The sequence below is a fragment of the Actinoplanes sp. NPDC049668 genome (assembly GCF_044465445.1).
GTDB lineage: Bacteria > Actinomycetota > Actinomycetes > Mycobacteriales > Micromonosporaceae > Actinoplanes.
This window is the reverse complement of record NZ_JBITLR010000003.1, coordinates 131,975-152,507: the sequence shown is the minus strand read 5'-3', so window position 1 is coordinate 152,507 and position 20,533 is coordinate 131,975. Positions and strand designations below refer to the sequence as shown.

The following is a 20,533-nucleotide window of genomic DNA, read 5'->3' as shown; positions in this document are numbered from 1 at the left end:
CGCAAGACTATTCACCGGCAACAGATCGGCTCCTCCGCAGACCCTCGGCTACCCGCCCATGAACGTGCCTGACGAAGACGTCGAGATCCGCGCAGTACACCGACGGCGACCGGAATCCCGCGCCGGCGCGGTATCTGTGCACGTAGTGCCCGCCGCCGCAGAGGTCGACGACGGGGCACGATCGGCACTCGTCCGCCAGTGCCGACTTGCCGATCTGCCGGGCGATGACGCCGGGATCCTCCAGCGCCGCGTCGAGGTCGTCGTCCAGCACGCTCAAGCCGGTCGCCGCGGCACCCGGGTAGGCGACCTTGAGGGCATCGACCTGCTCGACGGCGCCGTCGGACTCGATGACGACGGTCCCGGACGGGCTGAGCCCGAGCTGTTCGCTGGCGCTGCGGCCGCCCAGGACCAGGCTGATCGCGGCCTCGAACAGGCGGACCCGGGTCGGCGGTGCGTCGTCGAGCCAGCGGTCGAAGAACGCGATCAGCCACTGGGCGTAGGTCGGTGATCCCGGTGGTCGCGGCGGTGGCGAATCCCAGGTCGCGTGCGGCAGTGACAGGTCGATCATCGGGGGCTCGAAGGCGAGGAGCCGCTCGTATGCGGCAATGGGATCGGCGGCGACGTTGACGGTGCTGAGCAGCCCGGAATAGGAGCTTCGAAACTCTGGGTTACGAAGAAGCTCAATACCGCGCGCGACGGCCGCGAAACTACCGCGGCCGTTTCTGAATCGGCGGTGCCGATCGTGGTCGTCGGCGGTGCCGTCCACGCTGACGCCGACCTTGATCCGGTGCTCTACCAGGGTGCGCAGCGTCGCCTCGTCCAGGCGCACGCCGTTGGACTGCATACCGATCTCGACCCGGCAGGATGCCGGCGCCGCCCGGCGTACGGCCTCGGCCAGCGTGGCGATGCGCTCGATGCCGTACAGCAGCGGTTCGCCGCCGTGCAGCACCACCCGGAGGCGGGTGAGGCCGTGACGCCGTACGTGGGTCATGACCCGCTGGATGGCGGCGTCGCGTACGGCATCGGGCATCGAGGGTGGGCGGTCCCGCCAGGTCTGGTCGGCGTGCTCGTACACGTAGCAGTAGTCGCAGGCCAGGTTGCAGAGCTGATGGACCTTGAGGATCACCTCGCGGAACGGCACGGGGTTCCAGCCGTCGGCCCGCAGCGCGGTGACGTCCAGCTCGGCATACGGCCACCTGGCCGCGACACGGTGAGCATCCCGGACGCGGTCGAACAGCGCGGCGGAGCTCAACCGCGAATCTCAGTCATCCGAAGCAAAAGAGCCGAACGCGCTGATAACGCCGTCGGGGTCGTCGAGCGACTCGACGACCCGCCTGAGGCAGCGACCGATGGGGCCGTCGTCGGCGAGTTCGAGAAGTTCGACGGGCCGCCCGGAGAGGTCGAGGATGGGCGCCCAGGCCCCGCCGTCGGGCGTCTCGTCGGTGCGGACGAAATTCATCGTGACCTCCAGCGCGCCGAGACTGGGCAGAGCAGTACAGCGCACAAATCGACTGTCGCGACTGCGGTGACGCCGAGGCAGCAGATCTGCACTCTCACCCTTCGGCCATGCCGCTATCGCTCGGGGACGGTCCGGGCATTCACAGGATCGCATGTATATCGCTCCCGAACAACCAACCGGACGACCCCGGATAAATGCGATCTTGTAGACCCGGAATGGCGCGCGTCGATCAGGGAACCGGGGCTGTGTTGATCAGAACGGGTGCGGGTCCACGATGCGATGCAGGTACCGGGATTCATGGAGGGCCTCGACCGCGGGATGCTTCTCGCCCAGCAGGGCGGTCAGGTGGGCGGCCACCTCGCTCATCTCCGTGTCGTAACGCCTGCCGTCCATCTCGCGGCGGACGAGCAGGACGTTGCCCTCGCACCGCACCGTGTCCGGATGGTCCGGTCCGAGCAGGCCGAGCATCTCGTGCAGACGGCTCTCGAACTGCTCACGCGCGTGGTGCAGGTCGTGCTGATCGGCGAGGACGACGGCCAGGTTCACGCCGGCCGCCAGCGTGTACGGGTGCTCGGGCCCGAGGACGTCGGTGAAGCCCCGACTCGCCGTCTCCGCGAGCGCGCGCGCCGTACGCAGATCCTGCGCCGCGCGGGCCGTCGCGGCCCGGTTCGTGGTGCAGGCGAGGCGGTGCGGGTGAGAATCCTCCAGGCCGAATCGTCCGTACGCGTTGTCGATCTCGCGCAGCTCGGTTCCGGCGCTCTCCACCTCGCCGGTCGAGAGCAGGTTCACCGCGCGGCTCAGCCGGCAGGCGAGAGTGTCCGGGTTGTCGGGGCCCAGCAGATGGTTCAGCTGCTCGTAAGCCTCCTCGAGGACGCGTGCCGCGTCCTTGGCCCGGCCGGCGCTGCGCAACGAGACCGCGAGGTTGGTGCGAAGGTTGTAATAACGTGGCACCCGTTCGCCGAGGGTCGTGCGCACCCGCTCGCAGAGGTCTTCGAGCAGCACGATGGAGCCCCGGTAGTCGCCCGCCTCGCGGAGGTCCCGGCCGAGGTTGGCGCCGGCCAGCAGGGTCGCCGGATGTTCGTCGCCGAACAGCGCGGAGCTTCGCTGGAACACCGACTGGTCGTGTTCGCGCGCGGACCGGAAGTCACCGACGAGCCGGTACGACGCGCCCAGGTTGTTCAGCGCGTTCAGGGTGCGCGGGTGCTCGTCGCCGAAGTGCTGCGACCACGCGGTGTAGGTGTGGGTGTCCTGTTCCAGCGCGTTCGCATAGAGGCCGAGGGCACGCAGATCGGCGCTGAGGCTGCCGGCCGTCATCAGCGTGTGCGGGTGATTCGCACCGAGCAGGGCGGTCTGCTCCGCCAGGACCAGCTCGTTCAGGGCGCGCGAATCGGTGAACTCCGACTCGTCCCGGAGGATGTTCCCCAGGTTGAACTGCAGGTGCAGGATCTGCCGGCGCAGCGACTCGCGCTCCTTGTCGGTGTCCAGGCGGTTCATCAGCTGGCGCCACCGGTCGACGGTATGTTCGGCGATCTCACGCGCTTCCTTGATCCCGCCGGTCATCCAGACGTAACGCACGCGGTCGATGAACAGCCGGCGTACCGCCTCTTCGCGCGAGTCGTACGCCTCGGCCAGTTCGATGTGCGGCCAGATCATCTGGAAACGCGGCCAGGTGGACGGGTTGTCCACGTCGTCGCGGGGTCGGGCGGCGGCCAGCACGGCGTGCACCTGCAACCGGGTGTCCACCATCTCGCTCTCGGTCATGCGCTGCCTGACCACGTGCTGAAGGAGACGGTGAATGTGGATTCGACGGTTGGCGACGTCGAGTTTCAGCAGGGCGAGCCGGCTGATCGTGTGCACCAGCGACCATCGGTACGCGGCCTCGGCGACGTCCGGATCGAAGGGACGCAGAACCTCGGCCATCCGGTCGCCGTAGATCAACTCGAGGCTGATCTCCGGAGCGAGCAACGAGCAGAGCTGAAGCAGCCGGTATGACCCGGCCGACGTCTCCTTGAGCCGAGACAACGACAGGTCCCAGGTCCGCTCCACCGACTGATTGCCGGGAGGCGCCAGCACGCTCTCCGGCCGCGCCTCGATGTCGCGCAGGTAGTCCTCGACCGGCGCGCCGGTCTCGGCAAGCCAGGCGCCCGCCGCGGCGACCGCGATCGGCAGGTCGCCCAGGAGTTCCGCGATGCGGTTGGCGTGCTCGAGCCGGATCAAGGGCACCCGCTGCTGCAGGTGCGCGACGCTCTCCAGGCGCTGGAAGACCTCCATCTGGATGGTCTCCTGATGGGCCGCCCAGTCGGGATTGCGCGAGGTGATCAGCACGTGCCCGCCCGGCCCGGACGGCAGGTACTTGAAGACGCTCTCGATGTCCTCCGCGTTGTCGAAGATCAGCAGCCAGCGGCCGACGTCGGCCTTGCCTCGCTCCAGGGTCTCCAGCAGCGCCGCGGCCTGATCGGGGATCGCGCTCTGTTCGGCCGACCCGAGCCGTTTGGCCAGCGCGGCCAGCTGCGTGTCGATGAAGGCCACCTCGGAGGCGTTGATCCACCAGACCAGGTCGTAGGCGTTGCGGAACCGGTGGGCGTACTCCATGGCGACCTGGGTCTTGCCGATGCCGCCCATGCCCTGCAGGGTGATCGACTGGTTGCCCTGCACGAGGGCGCTCAATCCCTGACTCTGCAGCTGGCTGCGAAGCTTGAGGATGTCCGCCTCGCGGCCGGTGAAGAGCTTGTTCCGGATGGGCGCGTTGAAGATGGCCGCCGCGCTGCCCGGGAACCGCACGCCGATCCCGTTCGGGTCGACCTCGGCCGTCGGACGCCGGACCAGCTTGAGCAGGCGCTCGACGGCCGCCTCGACCGACTGGTTCGCCAGGAACGCGGAGTCCTCCGCGGCCTGCCCACGAAACGGCCGCACGTCGGCGATGTAGACCACCAGGGGCGGCCGCGGGTCGGGCAGGACCCGGGACACGCGCGCGGCCTCGGACTCGGCGTTGGCCTGAGAGATCAGGGTCAACTGGCGGACATCGTGCTCGATCTGGTCGTCGTCGCTGCCGACCTCGACGGTCCGTACGGTGATGTCGGCCGCCTGCAACACGCCGGTCACCCACTCCGCCCAGAGGCGATCGACCGGCATGTATCGCAGGACCACCTTCTCCTCGGGCCGGGACACCCGCCGGGCGAACCGCTCGAGGGTACGGCTGCGAAGATCCTCATCCATCGGGGTGAACTCGGATACCGCCCCGTTGGTGACGTATCGAGCCAGCGCCACGTACGACGCCAGCATCGACGACGGAACGCCCGGCTGGTCGCCGAACGTGGCCAGCGTCTCCTCGAATGCGTAGAATGCCTGGTAGGGCACCTCGACCGTGGCCCAGTACCGATCGCGTCCGGACTCCGGCATGCCGGTCGGCAGCCCGATGAACCGCTGCCGGGCAACCTGCCGGCCGGCGTCGACCCGCAGCTTCTCCGCCGAGTCGACGCGCATCGGTACCGGCAGGACCCGGATGGAGCGGGCATTGTTCCGGCCGACGCCGGCGGCCACTCGCGCCGCGCCGTCGATGCCCTGCTCGCTGAAGGTGAAACAGTCGACCAGCACGTCGGGCAGCTGCGAGGTGCAGATACCGGCGACATCGCTGATGCCGGTGCGGCTGTCGATGAGCGCGAAATCGTAGTTCTTCTTCATGTCCGCGCGCAGCGCCTCGAACAGTCTCCCGCCGCCCAGCGTGTCGTAGAACTCGTCCCAGTTCCGCTCGTAGACGCTACGGGAATAGTCGGGATTGTTCTGGCCGGCCGGCAGGAAGTCTATGCCGCCGCCCTTCGGGAAGTGCCTCCAGTCGAGCGAGAAGGCGTACCGGCTGACCCGGGCGAAGTCGGCCTGCCAATTGTCCTTGCGCTCGGCGTCCTGCCGGGTCGCCTCGTCATAGACGTTGACCATCTCGACGACGCCGCCCGCGCCCTGCAGGTCGCTCGGGCGGATGAAGGGATGGAAGAAGCGGTGCAGGCCGGGGGATTCAAGATCCCAGTCGGCCACCAGCACCCGGTAGCCGCTGGCCGCCAAGATCCAGGCGACATTGGCCAGGGCCATTGTCCGGCCGGTCCCACCCTTGTACGAGTAGAACGTGACAACGGTGCCGTCGCGGTTCTCAGCCATCGATGTCCTCTTCGTGGGAAGGACCATTATCGTCAATCATCCTGGGCCGGGCCACGGCGGCGCCCTTCGGCAGGTAGACCGGAGCCATACTCAGATATTCCCTGCGGGTGTCAACGACCACGGCCGGCATTCTTTCACCGAGTTGATCGGCGTCGAGAATGCGCCGCGCCCGGCGCCCGGCGCCCAGCCTATCGTTCACAATGCCGCTGAGTTCGAAGGCCCGCTTGCGGTAGCGCGGATCCTTGCCGTCGGTGACCGCGACCACCACGGCCCAGTCGGGCAGCCGCTGAGCCGCCGAGGCAAGCGCCGCCCGCCCCTGCGGAGTGGCGGCGATCCACGGGTCCACCAGAACCAGCACCGCGCCCTCGGCCAGCGGTCCGAACTCGATCTGCGCGTCGGCCAGCCGCGGCACCATGCCCAGCCGCTCGGCGACGTTGGCGGCCAGCTCGGCCGGAGAGAACGCCGGCCGGTCGCCGAACGGGTGCCACTCCCCCGCGTTCTGCCCACCGGCTCGGGTCGGCCCGCCCGGCGCGAGCACCATGACGGTCAGTCGCATGCCGCTCAGACTCGACTCCGGAACCTCCACGTCGTCCAACGCCACCGACGTCACCGGACGTGGACCGGCAGCCTCGGCGACGTCCACGATCCGGCGCGCCAACCGGCGCACGATCTCGCCGTACTGCGTCTCGTACGCGGTCAGCCGGCACAGTGCGCGGAGCCCGTTCTCCGTGTACTCCGAAATCCGGGGCGCCAGCGTCAGGGACGCGGCCCGCTCCTCCTGATGATTCCACGACTCCCACGGCACCCAGAGCACCGGTAACAGCCGTAGCGCCTGTTCACGCCCGGCCATTCGGTGCAGGTAGGCCGCCCTCTCCCGAAGCGGAACGGACTGGATGAAGTACTTCGGTGAGTAGAGGGCCACGAACACGTCGGCCCGGCCGAGCACGTCGCCCAACTCGGTCTTCCAGTTCTCGGCCGGCCGGCTCGTGTCGTCGAAGTATCCGACGACCGCCGAACGACCACCCCCGACGATGCCGCGAACCTCGTCCGACAGGCGGCGGAACAGCTCGCCGACGGTGTGGTCGCCGTCCTCCGGTGCATCGGTTCCGATCGGGGCGGACCGTGCGTAGCTGAGATAGAACGGGTATCGGACCGGACGAGACGGAGTCACGCGTCCTCCTCGAAGCTCGTCGGCAGTGCCGAGATGTCCGCCGGTATGTCGGGCATGACGACGCATGACTGTCGAACGCGGTTCACATGCATGGCAATCTTCCAGACGATGGCCCGGTAAGCACGATCCTGACCGGTCCGGATGAGGCCGAGCAACCCATCGGTGCGGTACGCGGTCTCGAACCTGGGATCGGGCAGGTCCGGCGGAATGAAGAGGCCGACCTTGCGCACCATCGGCGGGAGGCGGTCGATCGTCTGGCCGAGGGGTAGCCAGATCACCGGCACGATCGCCATTTCACCCGTCCGCGCCTGTGACGGGTTCGGCGAGACTCTCCGCCGGGCGAACGCGTGCCACTCACGCGCGCACCACTTGCTGTCCCGCAACAACGGCTCGGACATCAGGCAGACCAGCACCTGACACGTGCCGATCGCGGTCAGCAGCTGCCGCTCCCAGTCGACGCCGACGCTGTCGGCACGATCGAGATAGCCGGGGTCGTAGCCGATCGGCGCGCCGATCAACTCACCGACGTCCTCGGTCAGATCCTGGAAGAACTGCCGGACTTCCGGACCCAGTGGACGAGCGGCCACCGTCGGATGGCCGGGCTCGTAGGGTCGCCGGTAGCTGACGAAGAACACGGGAGCGTCCGGCGTCTCGGGAAGCGCTTGGCTCATCGCACGCTCTCCCACGATCACATCACCGGAGGGCGCTTGGAGTTAACATCAGGTGTTCATCTGACTACAGCCGCAGAGGGTAGGTCAACCGTCGGTTTCGGCAATTGACCATGGCGGATGTCGCCGTTGCCTACAACGGATTCATGTGATAGCGGCCGGCCGCCTGCAGAACACGCTCGGACGAACCGGTGAGCCACCCCAGGATGGCGGGAAGCTCCTCCACCGCTCCGAAGTGGGCGGTGCCGCGCTGAATTCGCACTTCCGCATGCGGGATCTGCTCGGCCAGCCAGCGGGTGTGCTCGACCGGCGCGAAGTTGTCCCACTCGCCGTGCCACAGCAGGGTCGGCTGCAGGATCTTCCCGGGCTCGAACTTCCAGTCACGACGCAGCGCCAGGACATCGTCGATCCATCCGTACGGCCCGGCGCGCATCGCCTCGCGATAGGTCTCGGCCAGCAGGCCACGGATCGCGGAGCTCTGCACCGCCGTCTGGTCCGGTGCGGTCATCTGACCGCGGAGGTTGTCCAGCAGGCTGGACGGATTTCGGCGGGCGCGGTCCGCCTGCAGCCGCAGGCTCTCGACAAGCTTGGCTTCGTCCTTGTCCGCGGTGGAGTACTCACGCACGTTGGCCTCGGTCATGCCACTGAACCAGTCGAGACCGACGGCGTTCGGCGGCGCCAGGCAGACCAGCGCGGCGACCCGATCGACCCGATCACCGAGAACCGCGGCGGTGGCCAGCGCATGCGGCGCGCCACCGCTGCGTCCCACCACACTGAAGTGCTCGATGCCGAGGTGGTCGGCGATGTCCTCGACGTCCGTGGCGGCGTCCGCGACGGACCGACCCGGTCGCCGGTCGGAATCGCTGTAGCCCGGCCGGTCGTAACACACGAGCCGCACGCCCAGCTGGTGCAGGACGCTGGGCCGCAGTTTGGGGCCCAGCCGACTGCCGGGCGTGCCGTGCATCAGGAAGACCGACACGCCGGTCTCCGCGCCGGACGTCTCGACACAGAGATCGAGACCGTCGCGAGTCCGGATCCGGGTGGCCGGCGATGGAGCCACTCAGGCCTCCCGTGATCGTTACGGCGGAATATCCATTGCTATCTACGTCCGCGATGGACATCCGGTTCATAGTGCCATGTCGTCCCTAGGGTCGCCACGATCATCATCGTCGCACTTGTGACCGATGGGGTGTCCGTGAACTGACGATATTCCTAGCTAAACGTCGAAGACCGACCCTTGGGCACGGGGGTACCGGCGAGTACCTTCCCGGCCCCGAAAAGCGTGTCTCCAGTCTCTACGCTTCGCATCCGATCCAACACGCTTGTTTAACCAGGACTTAACCATCGGAGGGCCGATTCTCAGACGAACAGCGCCCGGAGACGCTGATCATGCGAGCCGCGGATACCACGTTCGGCCGGGGGTGCGCAGCGGGCGGGACCGCTTCGACGCCGACCGCCGTACCACTGGCGGGTCAACCGAAAGAACCTCGGATCGCCCTGTGCCCGACCGACAGACGCTCGCCCGCCTCGTGGCCGTCGGCTGGTCGGCGCCCGCGACCGCGGGCATCCGTCGCCCACGTCCTGTGATCAGAGATCGAGCGGGGCTCCGGTAGCCTGCTGCTGTGGCAGACGACGAGTCGATCAGCGCAGAACGCGTCAAGCATCTCGAGCTGGTACAGGGAGTCGTGACACGCCAGTCCACCAATTCATTTCTCGTAAAGGGCTGGGCAATCACCATCACCACGGCCCTGCTCGCGTTCCAGGCCAATAAGCCGGGCTTGCGGATCGCCGCCGTCGCTTTTCTTCCGGCATTGGCATTCTGGCTCCTGGATTCCTATTTCCTTCAACAGGAGCGGCTCTTCAGGCACCTCTACAACGACATTCGCCGCAAGGAACCCGCCACCGAGCCGTTCTCCATGGATATTCGGCCCTACCTGAGTCGCGAAAAACTCTCGAGGGTCTCGTGGTCGATCACCCTTCGCACGTTCTATGGCCTGCTGCTCCTGCTGACCTTACTGCTGTTCGCCTTCAGCGTCTTCGCTCAAAAATGAACGGACTGCCGGCCCTTCAGGATCTCCGCCCTGATCAGGCCGGCAATATCGTCTTGCAGTTCGTCACCCGTCGTCCTGGCCGTCGGCCAAATCCCGCCGATCTCGTCACCACGCCAGCGCGGCACCAGATGAATGTGTGCATGTAATACGGTTTGCGTTGCGGCTTCCCCGGCCGAAGAGATCAAGTTCATTCCTTCGGGAGACAGCGCGCGATCCAATGCGTGACCCACGATTGACGCGGCCGTATAAACGGGTCCGTTCAGGCCTGACGGCATCGTCAGGAAATCTGCGTGATGATCCCTGGGGATCACCAGGGTGTGGCCCCTGGATGCCGGGTTCAGAGGTAGAAACGCCATAGCCTCAGGCGACTCGAAGACGATCCGAGCTTCGCTCCTGCCTGCGGCTATCCCGCAGAACGGGCAGTCAGGGTCACGCATTCAAACTCCCAGGGTGCGGGCCCAGCCCACTCGACATGCAAACTCTATGCCAACCGTCACGGTAGGCCGAGGCGCGATCAGTGCGCGGGAGTCTCCGGAGTGGTCGCCGGCACCCTGGGCAGTGGGATCAGCGGCAACGACGTGCGGAACTGCCCGGGTGTGGCCAGCGAGGCGCCCTCCTGCCACGGGTCTCGATAGGCGGCGATCGACGCCAGCAACCGTTCATCGAGCCGCTCGCCGAGTTCCTCCACGTCGTCGACGATCACTTCCCGCAGCCGCTCGATGCCGATCCGCGGCACGAACCCATACGTACGCTCCAGCCAGTTCGCGTGTTCGCGGTAGTACTGCAGGAACCGCCCGGTCAGCCGGATCACCTCGTCGGGCGTATCCACCGTGGCGAGCAGGTCGCCCTTGCGGACGTGCGCCCCGGCCGCACCGCCGACGTAGATCTCCCAGCGACCACCGTCGATGGCGACGACGCCGAGGTCCTTGACGTACGCCTCAGCGCAGTTCCGCGGACACCCGGTCACCGCGAGCTTGAGCTTCGCCGGGCTCTCCAGGCCCTGGAACCGGTTCTCGATCGCGATGCCCAGCGCGGTGGAGTCGCCGACCCCGAATCGACAGAAGTCCGCGCCGACGCAGGTCTTCACGGTCCGGAACGATTTGCCGTACGCGTGCCCGCTGGGCATGTCGAGGTCGGCCCAGACCGCGGGCAGATCCTCCTTCCGAACGCCGAGCAGGTCGATCCGCTGCCCGCCGGTGAGCTTCACCATGGGTACGCGGTACTTGTCGGCGACGTCGGCGATCCGGCGGAGCTGGTGTGGACTGGTCACGCCGCCCTTCATCTGCGGTACCACGGAGAACGTGCCGTCACGCTGAATGTTCGCGTGCACCCGGTCGTTGATGAAGCGGGCGTCGCGCTCGTCGACGTACTCGTCGGCCCACATCATCCGCAGCAGCGACGCGAGGCCCATCTTCGAGCGGGCGTCCTCGGCGCCGGCGGGTGCGAGCGCGGCGAAGACCGCGGAGACCGACTTCAGCTCCATGTTGCGGATCGTGGTCATCAGCTCGGGCTTCGTCAGCGGGATGCCGGGCACATACCACGAGGCGGACTCGTCCTCCTCGACCTCGCCGCCGGCCGCCCACTCGACGATCTGCGCGACCAACGTCTTGCAGGAGCCGCAGCCCTTGCCGGCCCGGGTGGCGTCCGCGACGCCACCGACGGTCCGCACCCCGGCCTGTACGGCATCGACGATGGCCCGCTTGGTGACGCCGTTGCAGTTGCAGACCTGTGCCGAGTCGTCCAGCTCCGCCGTGGTGGTCTCGGCGTCGGGTGCGCCGAGGTCGAAGAGCAGCCGGATCCGCTCCTCCGGCAACGGGGAGCCGCGGTCGAACGCCTGGACGAGGTAGCCGGCCTTGCTGACGTCGCCGAGCAGCGTGGCGCCGACCAGCCGCCCGTCCCGGATGATCACGCTCTGATACACGCCACGACGACGTTCGGCGAACACCACGGTCTCGTCGTCGTCCCGGTCCGGCTCCTTGAGGCCCATCGCGGCCACGTCGACACCGGCGACCTTGAGCTTCGTGGCGGTGCGCGAACCGTGGTAAACGGCGTCCGGGTCGGCGCCGGTGAGGTGGTCGGCCAGCACCCGCGCCTGCTCCCAGAGCGGGGCGACCAGCCCGTACGTCTCGCCGCGGTGTTGAACGCACTCGCCGACCGCGTAGATGTCCGGCTCGTCCGTGCAGCGCAGCCGGTCATCGACGACGATGCCGCGCTCCACGTCCAGGCCGCTGCGTTCGGCCAGCGCCGCATTCGGCCGGATGCCGGCCGCCACCACCACGACGTCGCAACCGATGGTCCGGCCGTCGGCGAGCTTGACGCCGCTGACCGCATCCTTGCCGAGAATCTCGGTGGTGCGGGCACCGGTGACGACCTCGATGCCGAGCGCCTCGACGGAACGGCGCAGGATCGCGCCGGCCTGCGGATCGAGCTGCGCGTTCATCAGGTGGCCGGCCGAGTGGACGAGCGTGACGTGCGGCAGGTGCGACTGCAGGCCCCGGGCCGCCTCGAGACCGAGCAGGCCACCACCGATCACGACCGCGCGCTGGTGCTCACGGGCGTACCGGATCATGCCTCGGGTGTCGTCGATCGTGCGGAATGTGAAGACGCCCTGGTGGTATCCCCGGCCGGGCCGGTGCAGGCCGGCGATCTTCGGCACGAACGCGTCGCTGCCGGTAGCAATGATCAGCTTGTCGTAGGGCGTGGCCCGGCCGAGCTCGTCGACCACCGTCCGGGCGAACCGGTCGATGCGGTTGATCCGGACACCGGCGTGCAGGTCGATGCGGTTCGCGGCGTACCAGTCCAGGTCGTTCAGGAAGATCTCGGACTCGTCCTCGATGCCGCAGAGCACGTTGGACAGCAGGATTCGGTTGTAGTTCCCGTAGGGTTCGGCGCCGAACATGGTGATATCGAAACGGTCTGCGCCACCGCGATCCAGGATCTCCTCGACGGTCCGGGCGCCGGCCATCCCGTTGCCGATCACCACCAGCTTCATCGCCATCTCAGACCTCGACGAGGCCGACGTCGACCACCACGGCGCCGGCGACCCCGACCGGCGCGGCCAGGTGCAGCTCGATCGCCGTCCCCGGCTCCAGGTCCTCAACCACCCTCAGCGGTACGTGCACATCCCCCTTCGCGGCGATCGGGAAGTACCGCATCGGCGAGCCGTCCCGCATGAGGATCACGCAGATCAGCTCGTGCGAGGCGTTCCCGGCGCGAAAGTAGACCGGCTGGGTCACCGTCCCGTCCGGGACCGTGTAGGTAAGCAGGACGTCCAGCAGAAACGGCTGATCCAGCCCCTTACCCTCGAATCTGTAGATGCCCTGCAGGAACCGCGGTACCGACTGCATCTGAGATCTCCTTCGTCCGAGGTCGGGTCAGGACGTGCGTGGCGGAGTCGGTTCGGCTCACCCGCAATGCTCACCCGCACCTGTTTCGCCGGGATTTACGCCCGGCTCTCGCTTCGTTTCCGCCGGCTGCGCTTCGCCGGCGTTTGCGCCCGGCTGCCAACGTGGTGGCATGGCTGGCTGGATTGCCCTGATCGCCGCTTTGATCGGCGCGGTGGCCGGGACGTTGTCGACCTACCTGACCTTGCGGCCCAGGCTGACGCTCGAGCTGGAGTACACCTACGACCGCACGCTGCGCGACAAGCGAATCGACTCCTACCAGCGCCTCTTCCATGTCACCAGGCACTTTCCCCGCTACTACCTGGACGGCGACCGACCAAGCGGCTCCGACCTGTTCCACTACCGCGAGGAGCTGCACGACTGGTATTTCAACCAGGACGCCGGCGGCATGTTCCTGACCGCCCCGGCCAAGCAGGCCTTTTTTGAGCTGCAGAACCACATAGCCGGCCTGATCTTCGTCGACGGCAAGCCGCGCGACGACGACAGCACACCGATCGCCCCCGAGGCGTGCGACGAACTGCTGGCCTTGGCGCACCGTCTACGTGGCCAGCTGGTGGCCGACATAGGCGCCGCCAATACTCCTAGGATCTATGGAGCCGACCCGTGGCCGGCCCTGGAGCCGCCGCGCACCGTCTTGCGACGTCGCTAGACGGCTTCGTGCCCGCCACACCACCGATGGAAGTGCACCCATGGCCCTCGAATACAGGCTGGTCCTTGCCGGGGACACGCCCATCGATCAGGTGGCGGAGCGCGCCTTTCCGGACGTGAGCGAGCGGCCGACCGGCGCTCCCCCACGGCTCACCGCCGACCACCTGGAAAGATACGGATTCATTGTCACCGTCCTGCCCGGACGAGACGGCTACTTCGATCTGGAGACCGACAACGGGTCCTGGGTGTGGGAGCCGAAGTCTCACGTCAGGGTCCATTTTCGGTTGGACAAGTTCGCAGATCTACGCTGGGCGGTCGCGAACATGCTCGGCGTGGTTCGCCGCGCGCTGGACGCCGGGCCGGAGGACGCGATATTCGACTTCAACGGCGAGATCCTCCTGTTCGCCCGGCTCGACGGCAAATTCACGAAACACCGTCGTGGCACCTGGTGGGAGCACTATCCGTCCGGCGACCAGCTGATCCCCGGCTGAGCCCTCGCCCGGCTCCAGCTCGGCGGTCCGGAGCGTCGTAGCCGACGCTTGAAGACCGTGACGAAGCGCTCAGGAACTCGCGGGAGCTTTCCTTTCAGTCGCCGTACACGCCGCCGATGGGCAGATGTTCAGCAGCGACAGACAGAGGCGGTTACGTGGCGACTACCAGCGCCGAACGGCGGGTGCCCGGCGCCCTGTACGGGCGTACGGCGACAGAGCTCACCGGCTCTCTCCACCCGACCAGGGACCGCGTGGAGTACCGCAACGCATACGCCCGCCGGGCCGAGTGGACCCTGCGCTCGCTCGGCGTGCTGCACGTGGCCGCCGCCCTGGCCCTCGCGGTCTTCCTCCTGCTGCCGGGCAACCTGCCGGAGCTGCACTCCCTGCACCCCGTCGCCGCGGTATTCACCGTGGTCGGCCTGGTCGTCATGATCGCCATGCAGATCATCGTCGCCCTGCGCACGCTGGCGCTGACGTTCTTCGCCGCCCGGGCCCGCGACCCGATCCCGATGGTTCCGACGCCCGGCCTGCGGGTGGCGGTGCTGACCACGATCGTGCCCGGCAAGGAGCCGGTCGAGCTGGTCATGGCGACGCTGCGCGCGATGCTCCGCATCCGGCACGACGGGGTACTCGACGTGTGGCTGCTCGACGAGGGCGACGACCCGGAGGTGCGCCGCCGGTGCGAGCGGCTGGGCGTACGACACTTCAGCCGCAAGGGACAGCCGGAGTGGAATCAGGCCAGTGGTCCGTTCAAGGCCCGCACCAAGCACGGCAACCACAATGCCTGGCGTTCGGCGTACGAGAATGAATATGACGTGGTCGCGCAGATGGACCCGGACCACGTGCCTTATCCGAACTTCCTGGAACGCACGCTCGGGTACTTCGCCGACCCGGACACGGCATTCGTCGTCGCCCCGCAGGTATACGCCAACCTGACCGAGTCGTTCGTGGCCCGCGGCGCGGCGGAACTCGCCTACCTGTTCCACGGCGTGATTCAGCGCGGCGGGAACGGGCGCGGCGCGCCGCTGCTCATCGGCACCAACCACCTGTACCGGCCGGCGGCGTTCCGGCAGATCGACGGCTACCAGGACTCGATCATCGAGGACCACCTCACCTCGATGGTGATCTTCGGCGCGGTCAATTCCGCCACGGGTAACACGTGGCGCGGGGTCTACACCCCCGACGTGATCGCGGTGGGCGAAGGCCCGGCGACGTACTCGGACTTCTTCAGCCAGCAGAAGCGGTGGGCGTACGGGATCTGGCAGATCGCCCGCAGCCATTCGCCGGCGGTCCTGCGCCGCTTGCCGCTGGTGAGCCAGCGGCTTTCGTTCGCCGCGCTGCAGTCGCATTATCCGACCACGGCGATCTCGTGGTTGGGAGGCATCTTCCTCACCGGCCTCTATCTGGTCGGCGGCATCACCATCACCCGGCTGCCGAGCCTGGTGTGGGCCGCGCTGTTCCTGCTGAACATGGTGGGTGGAGTCGCCTTCGTGCAGTTCACTCGCCGGTTCAACCTGGTCGCGCACGAGCGCCGGTCGTGGGGGCTGACCGGGATGCTGCTGGAGTTGGCCACCGCGCCGATCTATCTGGCCGCTGCCGCGGCTCAGCTGGCCGGGCGGCCTCTCGCGTATGTCGTGACGCCCAAGGGTTCCGCGGCGACCGGCGACACCTGGCGCACGTTCCGGCCGCACCTGGGCTGGGCCGGGCTGAGTGTCGGGTTCATCGGCGCCGGGGCGGCGCTGGGCCACACGTTCCTGTCGCTCTATGTCTGGGCGGTGCTGACCATCGCCACCTGCCTCATCCCGATCGTGCACCTGACGCTGAGCCGGTTGTCACCCACCCAGCCGGTGGTCGCACGGCGGCGGGTCGGGCAGATGCTCATGGATGCGGGTCTGCTGACCGAGACACAGCTCGGCGAGCTCCTCGATCACCAGATCACCACCGACGGGCCGTGGCGCCGTCTCGGGGACGTGGCCGTCGAGGAGGGCTATGTGACAGCGGCCGAGTTGGCCGCGGCGACCGGCTCCGCGCCGGCCGCAACCCGCGCCGTCCCGGTCGCGTAGGCCGTTTCCGCGGTATCGGGCGCGGTCCAGTCAGCGTCCGTCGGGTGGCCTTGCGCTCGGCCTGAAGCACTCGGCTTGGCCGGGGACGGGTGATTGCCGATCGAGCCCGACTGATGCGGCGGCGTGCCGTCCTCGCCCTTCCGTGTCGGCGGAACGGTTGACCAGACATCCACGGACATTGATGATGATGGGGGTCATCGGCCGTACGGGGCCGCTCTTCTCGCGCTTCTCCGCGTCGCCGATTCCTAACCGGGATGAGGAGCAACATGGCCAACGAGGGAATGCCGACGGTCGGTCCGGGCGCCACCGGCGACACGGTGAGTCAGGCGCAGCGTGCGCTGCGGCGCACCCCGAACACCGCGCTCGTCGTGGACGGCAAATTCGGGCCCAAGACGGAGGCCGCGACGAGGGACTTCCAGGCCGCGGAGGGTTTGCCGGTGACCGGCGTCGTCGATGCGGCGACGTGGAAGGCGCTTCCGGACGGCAATGCGATGCCGACGCTGCGACAAGGCTCGCAGGGTGATGTAGTCCGCAGCCTGCAGCAGGCCCTGACATCGGGCGCTGCGGGCCTGTGGGAAACAACGCCACAGGGAATCGACGGGCATTTCGGGCTGAACACGGACGCTTCGGTGCGTGCCTTTCAGGGCTGGGCGAGCCTCCCGGTAGACGGCGTCGTCGGCCAGCAAACCTGGACGGCGTTGCCGTTGGCGCTCGAATTCGTGGTCGGCCTTCAGCACACTGCGAGCGATTAGCGTGCCCACATCAGAGAACCTGCCCCCCGCCCAGTCGTGCCGCGTCATCGACTTCGAGCGGGCCGACGCCGTCTCCCTCATGATCTATCCTCCGCCGCCTCCGATGCTCGTCGTCGCCGGGGAAAAGCCGTTCGCGAACATGGAGGTCTCGCTCAACCCGCTGCGTTATGCGCAGAAGCCGGAGTACTGGGGCATCGAGGTCGTCGGATGCATGCCCCCGATCGGTCAGCCCGCGATCGTGCCGTACGTCGTCGAGCTCAACCTGACCGGCTACATCGGAACGCGAGGCATCGAAGTCATCGGAGCGAACCACACCGAGCGGATCGAGCTTGCGGCCGCGGTCGACGGCACGCCGCCCGAGACGGCGGCCTGATCACGCTCGGCCACCCGCCAACCGGTCAGGCGAGCGAAGCAGGTCGGCAGGCTCGCCCTGGCCGCCGAGCCGCACGGCTTGATCATCCGCGTTCTCTCCTATACCGGACTTCGCTGCGGCGAACTTGGCCGCGCTGCGGGTCCGGAACCTCAACCTCGTCCGACGCCGGATGCTCATCGCCGAGTCGATAACCGAGGTCAACGGTCTCGCGGTGTTCGGCACGCCGAGGACACACCAGCGGCGATCCGTCCCGCTCCCCCGGTTTCTCATCGAGCCGATGACCGCACACCTGGACGACCTCGTCTCAACGCCTCCGGGCGGGGAGGTTCTACGCAACAACAACTCCGGCGCCAAGTGTTCGACCGGGCCGCTGAGTCGGTCGGGCACGGTGGCGCACGGCCACCTCAAGCGAGATGAGACGATCTGCGCTGCGCTTGGGTGGAGAAGGAGGGTGCTGCCGATGTTGCCGGTGACGCGGGAACTGCTCGATCGATTTGCTGGGGTGCCGGCGCCGGTGAGCCTGGGTTGGGAGTCAATGGCGGTCGACGTGGTGATGCGGCACGGATCGTTGCCGGACGCACGGGCGCTGCTGCCAGCGTTCCTGGACAGCCCGGCGACTCGCGCCGAACTGGTACCCGTGCTCGCCGCGCATGGTGATGCCACGATCGCCGAGCGCCTGGCAGCAGAGTGCGCAGTGGCGGGTCGGCTGCGCGACGGTGTGCCGTTCGAGGTGCTGCACGCCCTGGGCTACCTGGGCCACGAGCCGGCCGGGCGGCTGCTGTGGCAGTACGCCGAGCAGCCCGACCCGGCCGGCGTCCTCCCCGCCTCCGGGGTGCCCGAGGCCTGCCTGGGCCTGCTGCACCTGCGCTGTGACGACTTACGGACGGAGATCGGACAGGCGCTGGAGCGGCACGTCGGTGCCGGTCTGTTCCCGGAGTTTCTGCCGATCCTGGCGACAAAGACCGGTGACCCGGCGTGGTTGGGCCGGCTTGTGGAGTGGGGTGAAGGGGCGGCGTCAACCGACTGCAACGGTGGCCTGATCCTCGGCGTCGCCCTGCACGGGCCTGCGGCCCTCCCCGAGTTCCTTCGTCTGCTGTGGAACCCTTCTTGGGAGGCGAACGGCGGCGGTACCGGATCGAACCGGTGGGCGTACGCCGGTGCCCGCGTGCTCGGCCTGGACATGGCACGGCTGTACGGCGATCTGACCGCCCACCTCAACTCCGACGCAGATGCCAGGGTGAAGCGGCATTGCGTGCAGACGTTCACCGCCCTGCTGGATCTCTGGGTAAGCCGTCCGTGGCTCGGCCTGGCCATGGCGCCGGATCCGCCGGAGACCTTCCATGCGCTTCTCGACCTGCTCTTCGAATGGTCGACGCCGCATTACGACGACTCGCTGATCGGGCTGGCCGGCCGCGTCCTCGACCACGACGATTCGACCATCACCACGCTGTACGAGCTGGAGCGGGAGCTGAGATTGCGGGCCACGTACGAACTGGAGCGGCAACAGCGCTGACAGTCTCCGGGTTCGGCGTGCGCCCCCGGGACGCGGCAGCCACCGGGCAACGGATCTGGGTGACGTCGCGGGTGACCGTGGTTCGGCCGACGCCGTAGGCGACCGCGAGGGCGGCATGCGGGATGCCAGGCACAGGTGGGCCAGGCCGTCTATGTCTTGGTCATGCCGCCACGCCGCCCGGCACTGCTGCACACAGGGTCGTTAGCCCGGCTCGCCCGCCGTCTGGGAATCTGGCGCCGAGTCGACCCCCAGAGCGGCCCAGCCCGGAAACGGATGCTGGATGAACGCGGATGAATCAGCGGAAGCGACAACCTTGGCTATCTCTTCCAGCGCGACCTCGATGGCGTCCGATCCCTCGTATCGCGCTCCCCGCTGCGGATCCTCATAGGCGCCGCCAGTGATGGCAGCGAGGGTCGCCGCGCCCAGCCATTGCATCATGACCTCGGCGACGAGCGGTGGATAGCGGGTCGTGAGAGTCACCTCGCGCTTGTCGGCGTACAGCTCGAAGCCGGTGACGTTCGGCCCGGTGAGGTCCATGCCGATCAGTGACCTCGGCGCCGAGTCCAGCCGGAACGGAAGGAATCCACCCTCCGACGAAGCCAGGTCGAAGCCGGGGCAGATCTCGACCTGAAGACCCTGTGCGGCGAGCGCTTCTTCCCACCGGGTCGCAAGGTCGGCCGGACGTTGCCGAGTCAAGACCACAAGATCGAATCCCATGGCGCGGCACTTTACCGCACATTCGCCATCGCGAATGGTGGCCCCGATCCCTCCTGGCGCCGGGGAGGTCGCCGGGTCAGCGTGGCGTCCGGCGCAGGGCGTCGGCCTGCCGCTGTTGCATCTTCGCCATCTCGTCGAGCATGCCCTGCTGACTCCTCCGCATCCTGCGCGTGGCGACGAGATATCCCCCGAACACCACCGGCACGATCAGTGCCAGCACCAGCGCGAACCTGAGCTCGGTAGTGATGCCCACCCATGCGAAGGCGAGTGTCATGGCGGCCATGACCGCGACGAGGACCACGATGACGCCTTTGTTCAGCTTCCCCGCCTGATGAAGCATGTTTGCCTGGTGCTGGGCGAGTTCGGGCGTGATCTGCATTCCGGACACCTGCGGGAAGTACGGCATCTGCCCGGGACCGGCCGGAGGCTGCGGCATCCGACCCGGACCGGCCGGAGGTTGCCACATTCCGGGCGGTAGGTCGCCGGGCTGCTGATGCTGCTGGCCGGCAGCCGGCGGCTGGTATGGGTGCTGACCGTAGGTCTGCTGCTGCGGTGCGTTCTCGTATCGGTCGTCGTTGTTCACGGCAAGATCGTAGGGGAAATCGACCAGCGCGAACCGGCTCTACGCCCGCACCGATCTGATCAGCACGGCCATCGCCGGCGAACACACCCGCCGCGCAGACGACACCGCCCAGCACCGTCGAGCTCGACACCATCCCGGCCGCATCGCCGTCACCCAGGCCGCCATCGACCGATACCTCGCCGCATTCGAAACAGGCGCCCTCGACGACGCCACCTGCGGCAACCGCATCGCCGCACCGACCACCCAACTCGACCAACTCGGCGACCGCCGCACCCATTTCACCGACCTGACCACCACCCCACCGCAACCCGTCGACCCCGCCACCATCGAACAGATCCATCGACACCTGGCCGACATCCCCGCGGAGCGGCACCCCAGGTCAGTGCAGAGCGGCCACGGAGACCCAAATCACCGAATACGGTTCGACGGTGACCGGCTGTTCCCGGTCTACCGGATCCCGGTGGACGAATTTCGCACACAGGTTGGGGTTT

18 protein-coding genes are annotated in these 20,533 nt (G+C 67.8%); 7 read left to right on the top strand and 11 right to left on the bottom strand.

What is annotated here, in order from left to right; translation table 11 throughout:
- Positions 1–7 precede the first annotated feature (7 nt).
- From ACIBSW_RS13320 to ACIBSW_RS13295, 6 genes are all read right to left on the bottom strand, one after another.
- Positions 8–1,252 (bottom strand): FxsB family cyclophane-forming radical SAM/SPASM peptide maturase, encoded by a 1,245-nt coding sequence (locus tag ACIBSW_RS13320; protein WP_354722573.1) that lies wholly within the window; start codon positions 1,250–1,252, stop codon positions 8–10.
- 9 nt (positions 1,253–1,261) lie between these two features.
- Complete coding sequence (locus tag ACIBSW_RS13315; protein WP_354722572.1) at positions 1,262–1,459, bottom strand: hypothetical protein; 198 nt, start codon at positions 1,457–1,459, stop codon at positions 1,262–1,264.
- A gap of 252 nt (positions 1,460–1,711) precedes the next feature.
- Positions 1,712–5,608, bottom strand: a complete 3,897-nt coding sequence (gene fxsT / locus ACIBSW_RS13310) for an FxSxx-COOH system tetratricopeptide repeat protein (protein ID WP_354722571.1) — start codon at positions 5,606–5,608, stop codon at positions 1,712–1,714.
- Positions 5,601–6,779, bottom strand: a complete 1,179-nt coding sequence (locus tag ACIBSW_RS13305; RefSeq protein WP_354722570.1) for a hypothetical protein — start codon at positions 6,777–6,779, stop codon at positions 5,601–5,603. Before ACIBSW_RS13305 ends, fxsT begins: the two co-directional genes overlap by 8 nt.
- Positions 6,776–7,450, bottom strand: a complete 675-nt coding sequence (locus tag ACIBSW_RS13300) for a toll/interleukin-1 receptor domain-containing protein (protein WP_354722569.1) — start codon at positions 7,448–7,450, stop codon at positions 6,776–6,778. The genes ACIBSW_RS13305 and ACIBSW_RS13300 overlap by 4 nt, the downstream gene beginning before the upstream one ends.
- Positions 7,451–7,580: 130 nt before the next feature.
- Complete coding sequence (locus ACIBSW_RS13295) at positions 7,581–8,426, bottom strand: alpha/beta hydrolase (protein ID WP_354722568.1); 846 nt, start codon at positions 8,424–8,426, stop codon at positions 7,581–7,583.
- Positions 8,427–9,069: 643 nt separating this feature from the next.
- On the opposite strand from ACIBSW_RS13295, the gene ACIBSW_RS13290 reads away from it, so the two are divergent.
- Positions 9,070–9,498, top strand: a complete 429-nt coding sequence (locus ACIBSW_RS13290) for a hypothetical protein (RefSeq protein ID WP_354722567.1) — start codon at positions 9,070–9,072, stop codon at positions 9,496–9,498.
- Here ACIBSW_RS13290 and ACIBSW_RS13285 read toward each other — a convergent pair.
- From ACIBSW_RS13285 to ACIBSW_RS13275, 3 genes are all read right to left on the bottom strand, one after another.
- A complete protein-coding gene (locus ACIBSW_RS13285; RefSeq protein ID WP_354722566.1) occupies positions 9,489–9,935 on the bottom strand; it encodes an HIT family protein in 447 nt (148 codons plus the stop codon). The genes ACIBSW_RS13290 and ACIBSW_RS13285 overlap by 10 nt on opposite strands.
- Positions 9,936–10,012: 77 nt before the next feature.
- Complete coding sequence (nirB, locus tag ACIBSW_RS13280) at positions 10,013–12,496, bottom strand: nitrite reductase large subunit NirB (RefSeq protein WP_354722565.1); 2,484 nt, start codon at positions 12,494–12,496, stop codon at positions 10,013–10,015.
- A 1-nt stretch (position 12,497) separates the two neighbouring features.
- Complete coding sequence (locus ACIBSW_RS13275; protein ID WP_354722564.1) at positions 12,498–12,845, bottom strand: molybdopterin oxidoreductase; 348 nt, start codon at positions 12,843–12,845, stop codon at positions 12,498–12,500.
- 169 nt (positions 12,846–13,014) lie between these two features.
- On the opposite strand from ACIBSW_RS13275, the gene ACIBSW_RS13270 reads away from it, so the two are divergent.
- From ACIBSW_RS13270 to ACIBSW_RS13245, 6 genes are all read left to right on the top strand, one after another.
- On the top strand, positions 13,015–13,551 hold the full coding sequence (locus ACIBSW_RS13270; RefSeq protein ID WP_354722563.1) for a hypothetical protein: 537 nt from the start codon (positions 13,015–13,017) through the stop codon (positions 13,549–13,551).
- Between the two features lie 40 nt (positions 13,552–13,591).
- Positions 13,592–14,041, top strand: a complete 450-nt coding sequence (locus tag ACIBSW_RS13265) for a SitI3 family protein (RefSeq protein WP_354722562.1) — start codon at positions 13,592–13,594, stop codon at positions 14,039–14,041.
- A 155-nt stretch (positions 14,042–14,196) separates the two neighbouring features.
- Positions 14,197–16,104 (top strand): glycosyltransferase family 2 protein, encoded by a 1,908-nt coding sequence (locus tag ACIBSW_RS13260; protein WP_354722561.1) that lies wholly within the window; start codon positions 14,197–14,199, stop codon positions 16,102–16,104.
- A 266-nt stretch (positions 16,105–16,370) separates the two neighbouring features.
- Complete coding sequence (locus ACIBSW_RS13255) at positions 16,371–16,856, top strand: peptidoglycan-binding protein (protein ID WP_354722560.1); 486 nt, start codon at positions 16,371–16,373, stop codon at positions 16,854–16,856.
- 103 nt (positions 16,857–16,959) lie between these two features.
- Positions 16,960–17,229, top strand: a complete 270-nt coding sequence (locus ACIBSW_RS13250; protein ID WP_354722559.1) for a hypothetical protein — start codon at positions 16,960–16,962, stop codon at positions 17,227–17,229.
- Between the two features lie 169 nt (positions 17,230–17,398).
- Entirely contained in the window at positions 17,399–18,742 is a 1,344-nt protein-coding gene (locus ACIBSW_RS13245; RefSeq protein WP_354722558.1) for a hypothetical protein, read from the top strand.
- Between the two features lie 201 nt (positions 18,743–18,943).
- On the opposite strand, the gene ACIBSW_RS13240 is transcribed toward ACIBSW_RS13245, so the two are convergent.
- Both ACIBSW_RS13240 and ACIBSW_RS13235 read right to left on the bottom strand, forming a co-directional pair.
- Positions 18,944–19,459, bottom strand: a complete 516-nt coding sequence (locus ACIBSW_RS13240; protein WP_354722557.1) for a hypothetical protein — start codon at positions 19,457–19,459, stop codon at positions 18,944–18,946.
- A gap of 76 nt (positions 19,460–19,535) precedes the next feature.
- Positions 19,536–20,042 (bottom strand): hypothetical protein, encoded by a 507-nt coding sequence (locus tag ACIBSW_RS13235; RefSeq protein WP_354722556.1) that lies wholly within the window; start codon positions 20,040–20,042, stop codon positions 19,536–19,538.
- Positions 20,043–20,533: the final 491 nt, after the last annotated feature.